The following is an 18868-nucleotide window of genomic DNA, read 5'->3' on the forward strand; positions in this document are numbered from 1 at the left end:
TGCGTTTCGGCGCAAAGGGAGGAACAAAGACGGTCGACGGCAAAGAGGAAATTACGCCACCTGAATTCGTTCAAAAACTCGCCATCACGAGAACGGTTATCTCACAATTTAACTTCGAATATTCAGCAGCAAATTATTTCCTAATCAAAGATTGTGAATTCGACCGCGCCAATTTCCGCCAGAGTCGCTACAACAAACTAGAAATCATCAACACCCGAATCAGCCGCCAAATCGATTTCACCGACACCAAAGTGGATGAACAAAACATCGAATTCATTGCTGGCTTCAAAAATCGTATTGAGCTAACCGACGGCTCTAATGTTCGACTGCCTCGTTAATTTGTTGTGCGCTGTCGCTCAATGCCTTGGCTTACGACAGCGTCGAAACTTATTCAAGGTTGACGGCTGGCATGGTCACTCAGCTTATTTTTCTCCGCGATACACAACCCCTTCTTTCATTACAAAAATCGGATGCTGGGTTGACGAGATATCGGCTAAGGCATTGCCCGGTACGGCCACAATGTCGGCGAACTTTCCGGCTTGTAGTGTACCGGTTTGATCGGCCACTCCTAACAAATCCGCGCCGTTAGCCGTGCCGGCCATGAGCGCTTGTTCGGGCGTGAATCCGTTCTTACTCATGAGCACAAATTCATAGGCGTTCTTGCCGTGCTGGCCGACTGCCGCGTCGGTTCCCATGGCGATGGGTGTGCCGATTTTGGCGGCGTGTTGGAACATGGTTTGCATTTGTGCAGCGGCGGCTTTGGCTTTGACCGCGATCGCTGCTGGGAATTGATCGGCTTTGGAACCGACGGCGTCACCAGCGGATAAAGTTGGAACGAGATAAATGTGTTTCTTCTTCATTTCGGCCAAGGTGTCGTCTTTTAAAAAGCTGCCGTGTTCAATCGAATCGACACCAGCAATCAAGGCCATTTTGGCGGCTTTGTCGCCGTGACAGTGGGCCGCAACTTTTCTGCCCCATTGATGCGCTTCCGAGACGACCGCGTTCATTTCTTCTTGGGTTAATTGCGCGTTATCGACTGGGTCTGAGAGCGACAATACGCCGCCGGAGGGCATGAATTTGATTACGTCGGCACCGTATTTGATCTGGTAACGCACGGCCGCACGGCATTCGTCCGGGCCATTGCACACGCCTTGAATCGGGCCAGCGACGGCGATTTTTTGCGGTGGAATAGGATCTTGATCAGCGTGGCCGCCGGTCGAACCGACCGCATAGTTGGACACCAACATGCGCGGACCTGGGATGACGCCAGCGCGGATCGCGTTTCTCAATCCGAGCGCGATGTAGTCGGTGGAGCCGACGTCTCTGACGGTAGTCACACCAGCTTCCAAAGTAATCTTGGCAAAATGCGCGCCGTACAACGCTTGCTCAGCAGGGAAACGCATGATGCCGTTATAAAAGTCGCCGTACCAATCGGCGCTCATTTCACCGGCCAAATGCACATGCGCGTCGATAAAGCCCGGCATCAGCGTGGCATCGCCTAAATCGATAATTTTCGCTCCTGCTGGCAACGGGCTTTGGCTACCGACGCTGGTGATTTTTTTGCCTTCAATAACGATCACGCCGTTATCGACTAGCTTGCCACTGACGGAGTCAAACAGATGCGCTGCTTTGAGCACAGTGATTGGCTGGGGAGTTGCTTCCGCCGCCAATACATTGTTTGCCAGCAGCAGAGTTAATGCCGACAAGGTGAAGCCAACAGTACTGGAACGCTTATTCATTTTTTTAATTCCTTTGCTGGTAAAAACAACGATGAACGGATTACGACGGTGAAATTCAGGAAGCGACAACTTTAGTTTTATTAATGTTTCGGCTCGCTATGGATAGCCCTAACAAACCCAATACGATTAAGGTGACTGCAATCATTTCTGCTTGGGTGGCTTTGATTCCGGCGATTTCCAGAATCGGATTTACGCGGATATGTTCAATCAAAAGTCGCTCAACACCTGCCAACAACAAGTACAGCGAAAACAGCCAACCCGATTGATATCCTTTTTTACGCAGCGACCATAAAATCGCAAAGCACAGCAAGCCCATTAAGGTTTCATAAATCGGCGTCGGATACACGCCGGGAAACGGGATGACTTCGCCGAAAATATTATTATCGTATGTTTGCGCCCACAGCCAACTCGGCAACCAATCTGGTTTTAACGCGATCGACGCGGCAATACCCCAATCGCCATCGCCTGAAATCTGGCAACCGATGCGACCAATTGCATAGCCCAACATCATCGATGGAGCCACTGCATCAAGCAAAGGTCGCAGTGGTAATTGCCAACGTTTTACGCACACTAATCCAACCAACGTACCGACGATCAACCCGCCAAAAATACTCAATCCCGATGTACTAAAAATCATCGCCGCGGGATACGCTAAAAATTGATCTTTGTGCTCCAAAATATGAAAAAAGCGCGCCCCGACGATGCCACTGAGCATCACTGCAAAAGTTAAATCCGGCACGATGTGTTGCGGCGAAACCTGCACTTGCTCAAGCAAACCAGCACTCGATTTTTGACGTACGGTGGCGGCGCCAATGCGACCTGCTTGATACAGGCGCTCAAGTTCGCGCGCCAGCAAAGTCGATGCGACCAACATCGCGCTAGCCACGCACAAGCCAAACATTGGCAACGGCAGCGGTAGATCAAGGCCGGTTAGCCATTTGATTAAATCACTTAAGTAGGGAAAAGACATTTATTCTGAATAGTGTTGATTCTGGGTTGATACTGGATCCTTGCTGCGTCATTACGCGCAATGTTCACACTACATTATTGCCGTGAATTATTGCGTCGATGTGATCTTAGCGCCTTCGTGTGCATTGACCTTAGAACTGCTGCGTTTCACCAATTGGCCTTCCGAATTGACTTTCGCGCTCAACAGTTGCTGATGCAATTTGTCGCGTTCAGCGCCATCCCGAGTAATCAATTTAATCAAGATTTTGTCGGGTACCGATGCGTACTTACGCCGTTCTTTGCGCATATCGGCGGTGCGCCAACCTTGGTCCGTGAACCAATCCCACTGCACGTCGGTAATCGGATATTTGAGGCGAATACGCAAATGGTTTAACACGATGCTGCTGCCTATCGTCGGCTTGGGTCCGGGTGGTGCAAGAGCGCGCTCTGTGCGAATATTCAGCACATTTCGGATGACATTTTTCAGGCTCATGAAAAAACAGGAATAGTAGTAGGTTGAACAACAATATTTAACAATTGGGTGATGATGACATAGCTGGTAAGAATTGCACAATAGTATTTAAATCCGCCCGTCATACGTGAATTATTTAACAATTTAATGTCGCATTCCGGAATTAAAACTCAAGCTTGCAAGTGGTTTTAGTAACAAAAACGGGCACCGAAGTGCCCGCTTTCTCAACCACTCATTACAGCGTTACGCCACTTGCTTAGCTTGTTGCTGCGTTTCTTTAAATGAGGCTAACAAGGCGTTTTGCTTGGCATGCGCTGCCGCCAAATGACGCTCTTTGACATGACCATAACCGCGAATGTCTTCAGGAATGCTCGCAATGGCCACCGCTTTGCTCAGATTATCTTTGCTCAATTGCGGTAACAATGCCGAAATCGTGGCGCGATAATCGACCGGCAAACTGCGCTCAATACGACGTTCTTCGCTGTAGCCAAAAATATCTAACGCCGTACCGCGCAAGAACTTCAATTTAGCGATTACGCTGAAAGCCGACATCATCCAAGGGCCGAATTTTTGCTTAATCAAATGGCCTTTCGCGTCACGCTTAGCCAACAGCGGCGGGGCTAAATGGAAGTTGATTTTGTAATCGCCTTCAAACATCGCTTCGATCTTCTTGGCGAAGTCACCCGACGAATGCAAACGCGCTACTTCGTATTCATCTTTGTACGCCATGAGCTTGAACAAATACTTAGCCACGGTTTCGGTCAAACGTGTGCCCGCTTCGGTGACTTTGGATTCGGCTGCGTTGACTTGCGCCACAAAATCCGCGTATTGCTGCGCATAAGCGGCGTTTTGATATTTAGTCAAAAACTCTACGCGCTGAGCAACGATGGAATCTAGTGTTGGTGCTCGTTTGAATTCAATCACAGTCGCTGGTGTCGCCGCTTTTTGAACCGACGGTAAATCGAAAGCGGCTTTGCGGCCCCATTCAAAGGCGGATTTATTAAAGCCAATTGACACACCATTTAATTCGATGGCGCGCATCAACGAAGCCTCGGTTAAAGGAACCCAACCTTTTTGCCATGAATAACCCAACATAAACATATTGGTCGCTATGTTGTCGCCCATGAGCGCCGTCGCAATATCACCTGCGGCAATCAAGGCCACGCGGTCATTGCCACATGCGTGACGAATCGCTTCTTCCGCGCTCGCGCCGGGGAACTGCCAATCCGGATTTTTTACGAAAGCGGCGGTTGGCGAAGTGGTCGTGTTAATCGCTGCAAACGTGCGCCCCTCACCCATGCGCGATAACGCGTCACGACCTGCGGTGACGATCACGTCGCAACCAATTACCAAGTCCGCAGCACCTGTTCCGACGCGGGTGGAATGAATATCCGCATCGTGATCAGCGATCCGCACATGGGATAACACCGGACCGCCTTTTTGCGCCAAGCCGCTCATGTCCAACACGGAACAAGCCTTGCCTTCAATGTGCGCCGCGACCGCTAAAATTTGACCGACTGTGACCACGCCAGTACCGCCCACTCCAGTTACCACGATGCCGAATGGTTCAGCTGTTAATGGTAATTGTGGCGTTGGTAACTGCATTGCAGCGCCGACGACTTCGACTTTTTTCGGCTTCTTCAATGCGCCGCCTTCAACCGTCACAAAGCTCGGGCAGAAACCGTTGACGCAGGAATAATCCTTGTTGCAGGACGATTGGTTGATTTGGCGTTTGCGGCCAAAATCGGTTTCCAATGGTTCGACCGACAAGCAATTCGATTGCACGCCGCAATCGCCACAACCTTCGCAGACCGCTTCATTGATGACCGCGCGGATGGCTGGATCGGGGAATTCTTTACGCTTGCGACGGCGACGTTTTTCGCTGGCGCAGGTTTGGTCGTAAATCATCGCGGACACACCGGCTACTTCGCGCAATTCTCGTTGAACCGCATCGAGTTCGCTGCGATGACGCACGGTGACGCCTTCGGCCCATTGATAGTCTTCGGGATATTTATCTGGCTCGTCCGTGACCACAATAATTGGATGTACACCTTCAGCCGCGATCTGGCGAGAAATCATGCCCGGATCGATAGGGCCATCAACGACTTGACCGCCGGTCATGGCGACAGCATCGTTGTACAAAATTTTGTAGGTAATGTTGACCTTGCCCGCGACTGCTGCACGAATTGCTAATAAGCCGGAATGGAAATACGTACCGTCACCCAAATTGGTAAACACATGCTTCTCGGTCGTAAACGGTGCTTGCCCTACCCAGCTCACGCCTTCGGCACCCATGTGGCTAAAGTTGGTCGTTTCGCGATCCATCCACAACACCATGTAATGGCAACCAATACCGGCTAAAGCGCGGCTACCGTCCGGTAATTTGGTCGAGGTATTGTGCGGGCAACCGGAGCAGAAATGCGGGATGCGGTCTTTGTTTGGATCGGCTTTGGTGGCCACAGTGAGTAAGGCTTCTTTGGCTTCCAAGAAAGCAATTCGCTCAGCAACTTTGGCCGCGACTGGATGACCGGAGAAATATTTCGAAATCCGTGAAGCGATAGCGCGGGCAATTAATGCGGGGCTTAATTCGTACGTCGCTGGCAACAGCCAATCACCGTGACCTGCGCCTTGCAGATTGCTCCATTCGCCGGTGTCATCGAACTTACCAACCACGCGCGGACGGACTTTATCTTCCCAGCTATATAACTCTTCTTTTAATTGGTATTCCAAAATTTGGCGTTTTTCTTCAACCACCAGAATTTCTTCTAACCCCTGAGCAAAACTGCGCACGCCTTCGGATTCCAACGGCCAGATCATGCCAATTTTGTACAGGCGCAAACCGATGTCGCGCGCGACTTGTTCGTCAATACCAAGGTCAGCCAAGGCTTGACGGGTATCGAGGTAAGATTTACCGGCGGTGATAATCCCGATCTTGGCGTGCGGACTATCCCAGATAATTTTGTTGAGTTTATTGGCACGCACGTAAGCTAACGCGGCATACCATTTGTAGTTATTCATGCGCGATTCTTGCGCCAATACCGCGTCATTTTGACGAATGTTTAAACCGTCTGCAGGCAAGACTAGGTCGGTTGGAATAATCGGTTGCACGCGATCTGGATCGATCTCAACTACCGCACCGGATTCAACGATGTCAGTCACGCATTTCATCGCAGTCCACAAGCCGGTATAACGACTGATGGCAAAACCGTGCATACCGTAATCCAAATATTCTTGTACCGAGGAGGGATACAACACGGGGATTCCGCAGGCATTGAGGATGTGTTCACTCTGATGCGCGGTAGTGGAAGATTTAGCCGCGTGATCGTCACCCGCCAAAACTAACACGCCGCCGTGCTTGGATGTACCGGCCATATTGGCGTGTTTAAAGACGTCGCCGCAACGATCCACGCCTGGGCCTTTACCGTACCAGATTGAAAATACGCCATCGTATTTCGCACCCGGAAATAAATTCACTTGCTGGGTACCCCACACGGTGGTGGCAGCCAAATCTTCGTTCATGCCGGGATGGAATTTAACGTGCTCGGCTTCTAAATATTTTTTCGCTTTTTCAGCGGTCGTATCGACACCACCTAGCGGTGAGCCGCGGTATCCGGTGATATAACCTGCGGTATTTAAACCCGCTTTCACGTCGGCTTGGTGCTGCAACATCGCCAAGCGGATAAACGCCTGCGTGCCAGTCATAAAAGCGCGGCCGCGTTTTAAAGTGTATTTATCTTCAAGGGAAATGGCGTCTTGCGCCGTGTTTGCTAGATCCGACGGGGTCGGTTTGGTGATGTCGTTCATTGGTGTCTCCATGCCATGTTTGGGCGAATTTTGGATGCGAAGTTTAGGGCTGAATCTAAACTCATCAACGTGGGCGACTTTACTGTCGCTTGACGTTACTAACCACTTACTGAGGATTGCACTGCTGGTGTTAGCAGCGCGATCCGGTTAACCAATTTGGGCGCCTTGTGAGTTTCCAAATCGAGTCGGCACGATAGCACAGCAAAATAAGCTGCTCCATGCACACACTTTAAAATTCTTACCGGTACAGTTGGTGTCACTGTAACGGCGGACTGTGAACTGTTGTATTTTGTGCGAATCGATAATCAAAAGTTAAGCAAATAGACAGCGAACGCACAATGTAAAAAAACCGCTACGTTTTAGTGTAGCGGTTTTTTGACTTTTCAACTCAAGACTTTGGTCGGATCTAATACGTTCCTGGAATCAAAATCCCTTTATCAATCTGACTGATATTCGTGTGACCGCAAAACGCCATCGTTAAATCGAGTTCGTTACGAATAATATCCAAACATTTGGTCACGCCCGCCTGTCCCATCGCACCGAGTCCGTATAAAAATGGTCGGCCAATATAAACCCCTTTAGCACCCAAAGCGACTGCTTTAATCACGTCTTGACCAGAACGAATTCCGCCATCCATATGAATCTCAATTTGACCGCCGACCGCATCGACTATCGACGGCAAAGCACGGATGCTGGATAAGGCACCGTCCAATTGACGTCCGCCATGATTCGAGACGATTAATGCATCGGCGCCGCTCTCCACCGCATAGCGCGCGTCTTCAGGATCCATAATGCCTTTGATAATGAGCTTACCGCCCCAGCAACGCTTGATCCATTCCACGTCTTTCCAAGACAACGCCAAATCGAATTGTTGTGCTGTCCATGACGACAAGGACGACATGTCCGATACGTCGGACGCATGACCAACAATATTGCCAAACCCGTGGCGGCGCGTACCTAACATGGCAGCGCACCAGCGCGGCTTGGTCATCATGTTTGCGATGTTGGCGATGGTCAGTTTTGGTGGGGCCGATAATCCGTTACGAATGTCTTTGTGACGTTGGCCCAAGATTTGCAAATCCAAGGTCAACACCAACGCTGAACATTGCGCCACTTTTGCGCGTTCGATTAAGCGTTCAATAAATCCGCGATCTTTCATCACATACAATTGAAACCAAAACGGCTTGGTGGTGTTCGCCGCCACGTCTTCGATTGAACAAATACTCATGGTCGAAAGCGTAAATGGCACGCCGAATTTTTCCGCCGCTTGCGCCGCTAAGATCTCACCATCGGCGTGCTGCATTCCGGTCAAACCAGTCGGAGCCAAGGCCACCGGCATCGCTACTTCCTGCCCGATTAAGGTGGTTTTTAACGAGCGATTTTCCAGATTCACTGCCACGCGCTGGCGGAATTTGATATCGGCAAAATCGCTGTTATTGGCACGATAAGTCGATTCGGTCCACGAACCAGAATCGGCGTAATCGTAAAACATGCGCGGGACACGTTGCTGCGCCAACACGCGTAAGTCTTCAATTGTAGTGATGACACTCATAATAATTAATCGCTTCTTTAATCAAATGTTAATGCACCATTAGTACACCATTAAAGTGAATGGATACACATAGGCTTGCAGCGTCACGACCAAGCCAACCAGGCCAGCTAGGGCGATCGAATGGAAGAACACGTAACGCAAAATTTCACCTTCATGCCCAAACCATTTCGTCGCTGAGGCCGCCACCACGATGGATTGTGCATCCACCATTTTGCCCATCACACCGCCCGACGAATTGGCCGATGCCATCAGGATCGGGTTCAGACCGAGCTGCTCGGCTGAAGTTTTTTGCAAACCGCCAAACAACACGTTCGAGGCGGTATCGGAACCAGTCAACGCCACCCCCAACCAACCGAGCAAGGTTCCGAAGAATGGATACAACACACCCGTTTGCGCAAAGGCCAAACCTAGGGTGGAATCCAAACCAGAATAACGAGTGATGTAGCCCAAAGCCAGCATGGTGGCAATCGTCAGCAGCGAGTATTTCAAAAGCTTGATCGTGTCCCAATACACTTTGACCAATTCGCTGAATTTATAGCCCATCAACAAGCCAGAAGTTACGCAAGCAATCAAAATTCCTGAACCGGTGGCAGACAACCAATTTAAGTTATAAACCGCGGCTTCAATTGACGATTTATGCACCACTGGCGGCATTTTTTGCACCATTTTATGGAGCGCTGGCCATTCAATTTTGAAGATAGAAATACCGTCTAAATATTTCTTCCACTCCGGTATGCCCCAAACAAACACGCAGATCGACAGAATCAACCAAGGTAACCATGCGCGGATAACTTGATCGCGCTTGATAGTATTGACTGCATCGGGAACCGGGAAAGAATTGGCTTCTGGTGTCGTGGCTTTACCACCGTTGAACGTGCCAGCAGCATTGGTCCAAATCGTGGCTGGTTTCCACACTTTTAAGAACAGCGTCAAGCAAGTCAGCGAGGAAATCGCCGCGCCCACATCGACCAACCAAGGACCGTGGAAATTCGAGATGAAATATTGCGGCACCGCGAAAGTAACACCGGCAACCAAAATAGCAGGCCAGATTTCACGCATCCCTTTAAACCCGCAAAACGCGGTGATTAACCAAAATGGCACCAACAACGAAAACAGGGGTAACTGGCGACCAACCATGCCCGACAACTGCAACATATCCAAACCCGTTACAGCGGCCAGCGCAATAATCGGTGTGCCCAGCGCGCCGTAAGCCACGGGTGCGGTGTTCGCGATCAAGGACAAACCCGACGCAGCCAATGGAGCAAAGCCCAAGCCGATCAGCAACGCACCAGTCACCGCTACTGGCGTACCAAATCCGCCTGCGCCTTCAAAGAAGGCACCAAACGAAAACGCCACCAACAATAATTGCAGGCGGCGATCTTGGGTGATGTGGGTAATGCTTTCTTGCAGAATCTTAAACTGCCCTTTGCGCTCGGTGAGCTGGTACAGAAAGATGACGTTGAGTACAATCCAGCCGATTGGCAATAGGCCATTGGCTGCGCCAAAGAACGCCGCTGAAATTGCCGTCGTGGCCGGCATCGCGAACGCAAAGATCGCCACCAACAGCGCAGACAACAAACCTAATGCCGCCGCGATATGCGCTTTGATATGAAAAAATGCCAGCGAAACCAGCATCACGACCACAGGAATAGCTGCTGCTAAGGTCGATAGCCACGGATTATTAAACGGGTCATACACCTGATTCCACATGATTTGTCTCCAATTGATTTAATTTTTATCTTTACTTCCCAGTTCTGATTTAGCCGATGACTAATCAAAATTCAGTTTGAACCGCGTTACTTACGGCTAGCTTAACGCAGAGCAACTTGTATTACAACACTACATCATACAAACTCACTTGTGGTTTAATTAGAACGTTGTATGATGACAAATAACCGCATTCTTGTTGTTATTTGTGCTTTTTTGCCAATTTACTACGCCGAACCAAAATAACTATGCCCACCGAATCCCCATTCGTCACCGAACCGATCTCCGCCACCGGCACCTTGGCCGATCGCGTGACCGAAGTTTTGCTACAAAAAATCCGAACAGGTGAAGTTGCAGTCAACTCGCGCCTGCCGTCCGAGGCAGTTTTGGCCGAAGGTTTTGCGGTCAGCCGCACGGTAATCCGCGAGGCGATTTCGCGCTTAAAGGCCGAGGGATTGGTCGAGACCCGCCAAGGCAAAGGCACGATTGTGGTGGAGCAAAGCAATCCGATGGCGTTTCAGCTCAGTGTTGATGTGAAGGATTCCTTGGAGGCGGTTCTGCGGATTGTCGAATTGCGGCGCGGATTAGAAGGCGAAATGACCGCACTTGCGGCGCAACGACGCACTGCGGAGCAAAACCAACACATCCAACAAACCCTGCGCGCCATTGATGAAGCCGTGGCCGCCGGGCGCGACGGTGTCGAAGAAGATTTCGCGTTCCACGCTGCCATCGCGCAGGCTTGCGGCAATCCGCTGTACTCGTCGATGCTGGAATTCCTCAGTCAGTTTTTGCTCGACACTATTCGAGTTGGTCGCATCAACGAGGCGCAACGCGCCGACTTCATCGGACAACTGCAAGCAGAACATCAAACTATTGCCAACGCGATTGCGCAGCAAGATGCCGTTGCAGCGCGCAACGCCGCTTGGCACCATTTGGAAAATGTCACCAACCGCATCATTGCTGCCGACGCCGGATTCTGGCGCAGCGAAGGTGGCGAAGTAGCGCGCAAATTGTCGCAGGCGGAAGTGACCCGTATCCTGCCAGCGCGCACGAATTGATTTATTCGGCGCTCGGACTTAGCTATTTTTTAATAATTAATTAAAAATTGTGAGCAGGCCAAGTTAAATTTTTCTATACTGCTGATTACTTAAAAAACACCAATAAAAATCATGCAGCATATCCTCTACGAAATCTTCACCACCATCTTAGCGACCATCACCGCCCTACTTCCGATCGCCAATCCACTCACGACTATTGCCGTGTTACCAGCCTTAGCCGGACACTTAACGCCAATTGAACGCGCCAAGCAAGTCAAACGTGCTTGCTACTACATGGCAGCGATTCTGGTGGTGTTTTTATTGGCGGGCGCTGTCCTCATGGATTTTTTCAGTATTTCGGTACCAGGCTTGCGTATCGCTGGCGGCCTGATCGTGTGCAAATTCGGTTTCAACATGCTACTGCCACCGGACGAACATCCGCACGAACAAAAAGTAATCAGCAAACGCGATATTTCATTTAGTCCGCTGGCGATGCCAACCTTGTCTGGGCCTGGCTCCATTGCCGTGGTAATTTCGATGTCCACCGGCGTACATAGCCAAACCGCCTTACCAATCTGGCTTGGGTATTTGTCGGTGGTATTGGGAATTTTGTTGGTAGCTTATGCGTCGTGGTTAGTATTGCGTGCGTCCGAGCGGCTGACTTCGTTGCTGGGTGAAGAGGGGATTGAAGCCATTTCGCGCATCATGGGATTCTTACTAATTTGCATCGGTGTGCAATTCATCATTAACGGCATCGGCAACTTGCTACACGATCCGCAATTCTGGCCTGAATTGTTGACCCTGTAATTTTTTATCATCTGGTTTTTACCACTTCACGTGTTGCGGCGCTTAAATTTGTAAGCCCAAGCGCCGCAAATCACCGCAATCAATCCCATCAAACCCAGCAACAAATAATTACCGCATACGATGTACGGCGTGATGCCTTGATATCCTTGCACTGTCACCTCCAACTCGCCGCGCGTAAATGGCGGCAATTGCTGCACTACTTGGCCTTGCGCATTCACCAAAGTCGTCACGCCAGTATTGGTTGAACGCAGCATTGGGCGACCTGTTTCCAGAGCACGCATTTGGGTGATTTGCACATGTTGCGGCATGGCCCAGGTATCACCGAACCACGCTAGATTCGTCATGTTGAGCAAAATAGTGGGGACTGCTTTTTTGTCAAAATATGCATGAGCTATCTTGGCCGCGATTTCCTCACCGAATACGTCTTCGTAGCAAATATTAGGCAAAATTTGTTGATCTTTGACCGCAAATGGCGCGGCCAATAAAACACCGCGCTGCAAGTCGCCCATAGGAATATGCATGTAGTGATAAAACCATCCAAAGCCAGGTGGAATAAATTCGCCGAAAGGAACCAAGTGATGTTTGTCGTAACGATAATTAGCCAACGATGAGTTGCTCACATCATGCGGCGAAATTCCCATCATGCTATTAGCGAATAAATCGGGGCCATCGCTGTTGAACAATCCCAAGGCTATCGATGATTGCGTACGGTCAGAAAACTCCTGCAAATTCGCCAGATAATTTTCCGGCAAACCTTGCGCAACCAAAGGCAAAGCGGATTCTGGGGTAACGATTAAATCGGCTGGCTTTTGCTGGATACTACGGTAGTAAAAATCGAGCGAATCAACCAAATGTTCACGTTCAAATTTAATATTTTGATCGACATTACCCTGCAATAAACGCACGGTCATCGGAGCACCATTGGGCACTGTCCACTGCACAAAACTCAAACCAAATCCGAGCGCCAACAAGGCAATCGGCAAAGCGATGAAAGCCCGCTTACCAATTACAACCAATGCCACGCTGCCAGCGATTAGCGCAGTGAGCCAAGTAATGCCGTACACGCCGATAATCGGAGCGAATCCCGCTAGCGGACTGACGTTATGCGCGTAACCCGAAGCCAGCCAAGGAAAGCCAGTAAAAATCCATCCGCGCGTCCATTCCGCCAAACTCCAGCAGGTCGGAAACCACACCAAATACACCACGACGACCGGAAAATGCTTGCGAAGCCGCGCCGCCAAGCCCATCAAAAAAGCAGGCAGAAAAGCCAATGAACCAGCCAGTAAAGCCACCGCGATAATCGACAACCAGATCGGCATATCACCATAACGAAACATCGTGACAGTGAGCCAAATCACTCCAAAAAATAACCACGCAAAACAATACAACCAAGTCAGTTGCATTACTTTTTTGATCGTGGCAGCGTAATGCAACAAACAAAACAGGCCAGACAGGCCGAGCAATTGCAGCGGCCACAGTGACAGCGGCGCAAACGCGAATACGTTAATCGAGCCCAATAAAAAGGCACTTAAAAAAAGTGCCCAATGGGGAAAACGAGCGAGAAACTTTTCCAAATTAATCCTAATAAATAAACGTCTGCCGGCAATGTACGGGCGCTCTTCGTGAGTGCCTTGGTCGAACAACGTTGAAGGTGACTTCAAACATCAAGGGCAACTATATGGATTGCCCTAACAAAGTAGTACTCGCCTAATTCAACAACCTAACCCGCTTCATCCTCACCCGGTAAGGCTTCTTGCGGCATACGTTCCACCAACAAGACGTGCACCTGTCGCGGATCAGCGCGTAACACTTCAAAACTGGTGTGACCAATTAAAAACTTATCGCCTTTATGCGGCACACGCGCCAAATGGTTGGCAACTAATCCACCAATGGTGTCCACATCTTCGTCCGAAAAATGGCTGCCGATTACTTCGTTAAACTGACTGATTTCGGTCAAACCTTTTACGCGCCAACGATCACCATGTGCGCCAGTTCCAATTGGGAGAATATTGTCTTCTTCCTCGTCAAAATCGTATTCGTCTTCAATATCACCGACGATTTGTTCCAGTACGTCTTCAATCGTGATGATGCCATCGACGCCGCCGTATTCATCGACCACCATCGCAATGTGATTGCGGTTGGCGCGGAAGTCGCGCAGCAACACGTTTAAGCGTTTGGATTCAGGAATAAATACCGCTGGGCGCAGCATGTCGCGCACATCGAATTCTTCATCAAAGTAGTAACGCAACAGGTCTTTGGCTAACAACACGCCAACGACTTTATCGCGATTGCCTTCGACCGCAGGGAAACGGGAATGCGCCGTGCTAATCACATACGGCATCCATTCAGCAATCGGTTTGGAAATATCAATCACGTCCATTTGCGAACGCGGCACCATGATGTCACGGGCGCATAAATCGGAGACCTGAAATACACCTTCGATCATCGACAAGGCATCAGCGTCGATCAAATTGCGTTCGTGTGCGTCTTGCAGCACTTCGAGCAATTCGGCGCGACTTTCGGGTTCGGGGGAGATGAGAGCGGTGAGACGTTCAAATAAAGAACGGTGGGGTTTTACGTCAGAAGCGGCGGATTTATTATAGGCCGGGGCCTTAAATTCAGCGGTTCTGACCTTACTAGGATGTTCTGGCATAGGAGGCGTTGCGCCGTAGTTTTAATGCTACAGGATACATTAATTGTGCCCAAATTCCAAAAATCTTGCGCCAAAAATAGTGGTTCTGCGCAGATTTACTTAACCAAATTTCAATTGCACTGGCTCTTCGTTGGTGCGGCGTTCGGCTAACAGGCGCTTATTGTAATGATCGAGCCAATTCATAATTTCCATTTTGCCATCCATATGCTCGACTAGCGCGGTGCAGCTTTCGACCCAATCACCATCGTTGCAATAGGTCAAACCGTCGATGTCGCGGATTTCGGCGTGATGAATATGTCCGCACACAACGCCGTCAACATGGTGATGTTTGGCATCGGCAGCCACGACATGCTCAAAGCTGGAAATAAAATTCACGGCATTTTTGACTTTGAGTTTTAAGTATTGCGACAACGACCAATGCGACAAACCAAACCAGCGGCGCACTCTGTTAATTGGGCCGTTTAGCAGCAATAACATTTCGTACGTGTTGTCGCCCAAAAACGCCAACCAGCGCGAATACAGCATCACGTTATCGTATTGATCGCCGTGAATAACCAAGTAACGCTTGCCATCGGCGGTCACATGGATAGGGTTATTTTTGATTTCGACATCACCAAACGACAAATCGAAATAATGGCGTAAAAACTCATCGTGATTGCCTGGCACATAGACGATGCGACTGCCTTTGCGCGCTTTACGTAACAGTTTCTGCACTACGTCGTTGTGCGCGCGGGGCCAGTACCATGATTTTTTCAAACGCCAACCATCGACAATATCGCCCACTAAATAGTAGGTATCGGCATTACAGTGCTTTAAAAAATCGAGTAGCACCTCGGCCTGACAACCGCGTGTTCCCAAATGAATGTCAGAGATGAAGATGGTTCGCAATTTGAAGTCAAATTGTTCTTCATCGCCAGAATTTGATCCACCACTGACGCCGCTGCCAGTCGATTTTTCGCTCACGTTTGCTCCGTCGCACTGAGGATGATTATAAAAATTATGCAGAGCTTAGAGATGTTGTGTTTCAACTTGATGAAATCGCGCGAAATGCGTGTAAAGAGCAACAATTGGTGGTTGTTGTGCTATTTGTTCGCGGAAATCTAGGGGGAAATGGAAAGCCAAGGAGAAGTCAATGTGACTAACTTGGTTGAGGGATGATGGCGATTAAATTAATTACGGCAACCACGAAAGTTGCCCCTACCAGAAATGCCATGACGTTAATTTAACAACGCGGGGGAACAGCAAATCAGAGCGGCTTGCCGTCATCCGCATAGGGATTGGCAACACCCAAGGTCGCTAAAATCTCGGCCTCCAAACCTTCCATCTCTTCGGCTTCTTCATCGTCTAAATGATCGTAGCCTTGGGCGTGCAGCACGCCGTGCACGATTAAATGTAGAGCGTGATCGTGGATGGTTTTATTCTGCGCCTCGGCTTCTTGCTGCAATACGTCGGTGCACAAAATAATATCGGCTTGCGTGGTCTCGGCATGCTCATCTTCGGTGTAGGCAAAAGTTAACACGTTGGTCGCGTAATCCTTGCCGCGAAAATCACGATTGAGAATTTTGCCCTCCGCTGCATCGACAAAGCGCAGTGTAATTTCTGCGGGCGCAAATAATGCCGCTTGCACCGCGCTTTTGAGCAAAGCTTTCGGCAACTGCTTTTTTAAGCGCTCATCGGGAAATTGCAGCGTTAGGCTTAGTTTAGGTTTTGCGGACATTCTTCGGCGCTTTCGCTGGAACTAAACTAATCGCGGTATCCGTTACAGACGCGGCGTTTTCATATGCATCGACAATGCGCGCCACCAAAGGATGACGCACCACGTCCACACTGGTGAAGCGGGTAAAGGCGATGCCGCGTACATCGTGCAAAACGGTGTTGGCATCGACCAAACCACTTTTTTGTCCGCGCTGTAAATCGATTTGGGTCACGTCGCCGGTAATCACCGCTTTACTACCAAAGCCTATCCGCGTTAAAAACATTTTCATTTGTTCGGGCGTGGTGTTTTGCGCTTCGTCCAAAATCACAAACGCATGATTCAAAGTGCGACCGCGCATATAGGCCAGCGGAGCGATTTCAATGACCTGTTTCTCAAACATTTTTTGAGTGCGATCAAAGCCCAGTAAATCGTATAAGGCATCGTACAAAGGACGCAAATAGGGATCGACCTTTTGCGCTAAATCGCCGGGCAAGAAACCCAAACGCTCGCCCGCTTCGACCGCTGGCCGAGTCAACACAATGCGCTTGACCGCATCGCGCTCCAAGGCATCAACCGCACATGCTACGGCCAAATAAGTCTTACCCGTTCCAGCAGGGCCGATACCAAAGGTAATATCGTGTTCCATGATGGCTTTGAGGTATTGAATTTGATGCGGCGTGCGACCGCGCAAATCGGCGCGGCGGGTTTTTAATGTTGGGCTAACAATGTCGGAAGTCGCTTCCGCAGTCACTTCACGCGCCAATTCATTCTTAGCTGCAGCGGGCAAATGCGCGGCTTGCGCAACGCTATTTTGAGCGCGTTGTTCAACCAAGGCGAGTTGTACTTCATCGACAGAAATAGCTTTTTTGGTGGAATGATAAAAGCGCTCTAATAATTCCACCGCTTGTTCGGCGTTCTCTCCGCTGACGATAAATTTGTCGCCACGACGAAATAAGGACACATCCAGTGCCGCCGAAATTTGACGCAAGTTTGCATCCATGGGACCACAGACAGCGGCCAGACGCGTATTGTCTAGCGGCTGTTCGGGGGAGAAAGTTAAGACGTTGGATTTAGTTTTCACGCGTTGATTTCAATGAGTTCGCCACGAAGCGAGAAGTTATAACTTTGGGTGATTTTGACATCCACTAATTGGCCGATTAACTCCAGCGAGCCGGCAAAATTGACTACCCGATTATTTTCAGTACGACCTTGCAATTCATTGGCATCTTTAACCGTCGGGCATTCCACCAACACGCGTTGGACGCTGCCTATCATTTCATTGCTGTAGCGTTTTACGTTGTTGTTGATCACCGCTTGCAGACGTTGCAGACGCGCTAACTTCACTTCTTGCGGCGTATCGTCTTCCAAATTGGCTGCAGGCGTTCCAGGACGTGGGCTAAAAATAAAACTAAAACTATTATCGAATCCGATATCGTCAATCAGCTTCATCATCGCTTCAAAATCCGCATCGGTTTCACCGGGAAAGCCGACGATAAAGTCAGACGAAATCGACATATTTGGCCGCACCGCGCGCAAGCGACGTAAGACCGACTTGTATTCTAAAACGGTGTAGCCGCGTTTCATCGCGGCGAGAATCCGATCCGATCCGTGCTGAGCTGGCAGATATAAATGATCCACCAACTTTGGCACTTTGGCGTAGGTGTCGATTAAACGCTGGGTAAATTCTTTTGGATGGCTAGTCACAAAACGGATGCGCTCGATGCCGGGAATTTCTGCCGTGTATTCGATCAACAAAGCAAAATCGGCGATCTCGCCATCGGCCATTTCGCCACGGAAGGCGTTGACGTTTTGACCTAGGAAACTGATTTCTTTCACGCCTTGCGCAGCCAAGCCAGCGACTTCAGCCAACACATCTTCAAAGCGGCGCGATACTTCTTCACCTCGGGTGTAGGGCACCACGCAGTAACTGCAATATTTGCTGCAACCTTCCATGATCGACACAAACGCAGTCGGACCTTCCACCTTGGCGGGCGGCATATGATCGAATTTTTCGATCTCGGGGAAGCTGATATCAACTTGCGATTTGCCGGTGGTGCGTTGGTCGTCCAACATCTTAGGCAGGCGATGCAAAGTTTGCGGGCCAAACACCACATCCACATAGGGTGCGCGCTTGACAATCGCTTCGCCTTCTTGGGAAGCTACGCAGCCGCCGACGCCGATAATTAAGCCCGGGCGTTTGAGTTTTAACTCGCGCAAACGCCCTAAATCGGAGAACACTTTTTCTTGCGCTTTTTCGCGCACCGAGCAGGTGTTGAGCAACACCACATCGGCATCTTCGACCGTGTCGGTCTTAATCATTCCATCGGATAAATTGAGCACATCGGCCATTTTGTCGGAATCATATTCATTCATCTGACAACCGAAGGTTTTAATAAATACTTTTTTTTGCATGAGGCTTCTACGTTAAAAACAAAGTTCGTCGAACAACATTC

General features: G+C 49.7%; 15 protein-coding genes. 3 read left to right on the top strand and 12 right to left on the bottom strand.

What is annotated here, in order from left to right; all coding sequences use genetic code 11:
• Positions 1 to 338: hypothetical protein (locus tag E2I14_RS19380; protein WP_165967888.1), on the top strand; the 338-nt coding region annotated here is incomplete at its 5' end.
• 84 nt (positions 339 to 422) lie between these two features.
• Here the strand turns inward: E2I14_RS19380 and E2I14_RS17685 are convergent.
• From E2I14_RS17685 to E2I14_RS17710, 6 genes are all read right to left on the bottom strand, one after another.
• Entirely contained in the window at positions 423 to 1739 is a 1317-nt protein-coding gene (locus tag E2I14_RS17685; protein WP_133331000.1) for a metal-dependent hydrolase family protein, read from the bottom strand.
• 55 nt (positions 1740 to 1794) lie between these two features.
• A complete protein-coding gene (locus E2I14_RS17690; protein WP_133331002.1) occupies positions 1795 to 2709 on the bottom strand; it encodes a prolipoprotein diacylglyceryl transferase in 915 nt (304 codons plus the stop codon).
• Between the two features lie 87 nt (positions 2710 to 2796).
• On the bottom strand, positions 2797 to 3180 hold the full coding sequence (locus E2I14_RS17695) for a hypothetical protein (RefSeq protein ID WP_133331004.1): 384 nt from the start codon (positions 3178 to 3180) through the stop codon (positions 2797 to 2799).
• 222 nt (positions 3181 to 3402) lie between these two features.
• A complete protein-coding gene (locus E2I14_RS17700) occupies positions 3403 to 6963 on the bottom strand; it encodes an indolepyruvate ferredoxin oxidoreductase family protein (protein WP_133331006.1) in 3561 nt (1186 codons plus the stop codon).
• A 406-nt stretch (positions 6964 to 7369) separates the two neighbouring features.
• On the bottom strand, positions 7370 to 8515 hold the full coding sequence (locus tag E2I14_RS17705) for an alpha-hydroxy acid oxidase (protein ID WP_133331008.1): 1146 nt from the start codon (positions 8513 to 8515) through the stop codon (positions 7370 to 7372).
• Positions 8516 to 8554: 39 nt separating this feature from the next.
• Positions 8555 to 10225, bottom strand: a complete 1671-nt coding sequence (locus E2I14_RS17710; RefSeq protein WP_133331010.1) for an L-lactate permease — start codon at positions 10223 to 10225, stop codon at positions 8555 to 8557.
• A 245-nt stretch (positions 10226 to 10470) separates the two neighbouring features.
• Between E2I14_RS17710 and E2I14_RS17715 the strand changes: the two genes are divergently transcribed.
• On the top strand, positions 10471 to 11280 hold the full coding sequence (locus E2I14_RS17715; RefSeq protein WP_133331012.1) for a FadR/GntR family transcriptional regulator: 810 nt from the start codon (positions 10471 to 10473) through the stop codon (positions 11278 to 11280).
• A 111-nt stretch (positions 11281 to 11391) separates the two neighbouring features.
• Complete coding sequence (locus E2I14_RS17720; protein ID WP_133331014.1) at positions 11392 to 12066, top strand: MarC family NAAT transporter; 675 nt, start codon at positions 11392 to 11394, stop codon at positions 12064 to 12066.
• A gap of 26 nt (positions 12067 to 12092) precedes the next feature.
• Here E2I14_RS17720 and lnt read toward each other — a convergent pair whose 3' ends face one another.
• The 6 genes from lnt to miaB form a co-directional block, all read right to left on the bottom strand.
• Entirely contained in the window at positions 12093 to 13640 is a 1548-nt protein-coding gene (lnt, locus tag E2I14_RS17725) for an apolipoprotein N-acyltransferase (protein WP_133331016.1), read from the bottom strand.
• 146 nt (positions 13641 to 13786) lie between these two features.
• A complete protein-coding gene (locus E2I14_RS17730) occupies positions 13787 to 14719 on the bottom strand; it encodes an HlyC/CorC family transporter (protein WP_133331018.1) in 933 nt (310 codons plus the stop codon).
• Between the two features lie 99 nt (positions 14720 to 14818).
• Positions 14819 to 15682 (bottom strand): UDP-2,3-diacylglucosamine diphosphatase, encoded by an 864-nt coding sequence (locus tag E2I14_RS17735; protein ID WP_406675721.1) that lies wholly within the window; start codon positions 15680 to 15682, stop codon positions 14819 to 14821.
• 283 nt (positions 15683 to 15965) lie between these two features.
• The gene (ybeY, locus tag E2I14_RS17740) at positions 15966 to 16436 is read right to left on the bottom strand and encodes an rRNA maturation RNase YbeY (protein WP_133331020.1); all 471 of its coding nucleotides are present in this window, start codon (positions 16434 to 16436) and stop codon (positions 15966 to 15968) included.
• Positions 16420 to 17496, bottom strand: a complete 1077-nt coding sequence (locus E2I14_RS17745) for a PhoH family protein (RefSeq protein ID WP_133331022.1) — start codon at positions 17494 to 17496, stop codon at positions 16420 to 16422. The genes ybeY and E2I14_RS17745 overlap by 17 nt, the downstream gene beginning before the upstream one ends.
• The gene (miaB, locus tag E2I14_RS17750; RefSeq protein ID WP_133331024.1) at positions 17493 to 18827 is read right to left on the bottom strand and encodes a tRNA (N6-isopentenyl adenosine(37)-C2)-methylthiotransferase MiaB; all 1335 of its coding nucleotides are present in this window, start codon (positions 18825 to 18827) and stop codon (positions 17493 to 17495) included. Before miaB ends, E2I14_RS17745 begins: the two co-directional genes overlap by 4 nt.
• Positions 18828 to 18868: the final 41 nt, after the last annotated feature.

Origin of the sequence: Sapientia aquatica (assembly GCF_004358105.1) — a bacterium.
GTDB classification, from domain to species: domain Bacteria; phylum Pseudomonadota; class Gammaproteobacteria; order Burkholderiales; family Burkholderiaceae_D; genus Solimicrobium; species Solimicrobium aquaticum.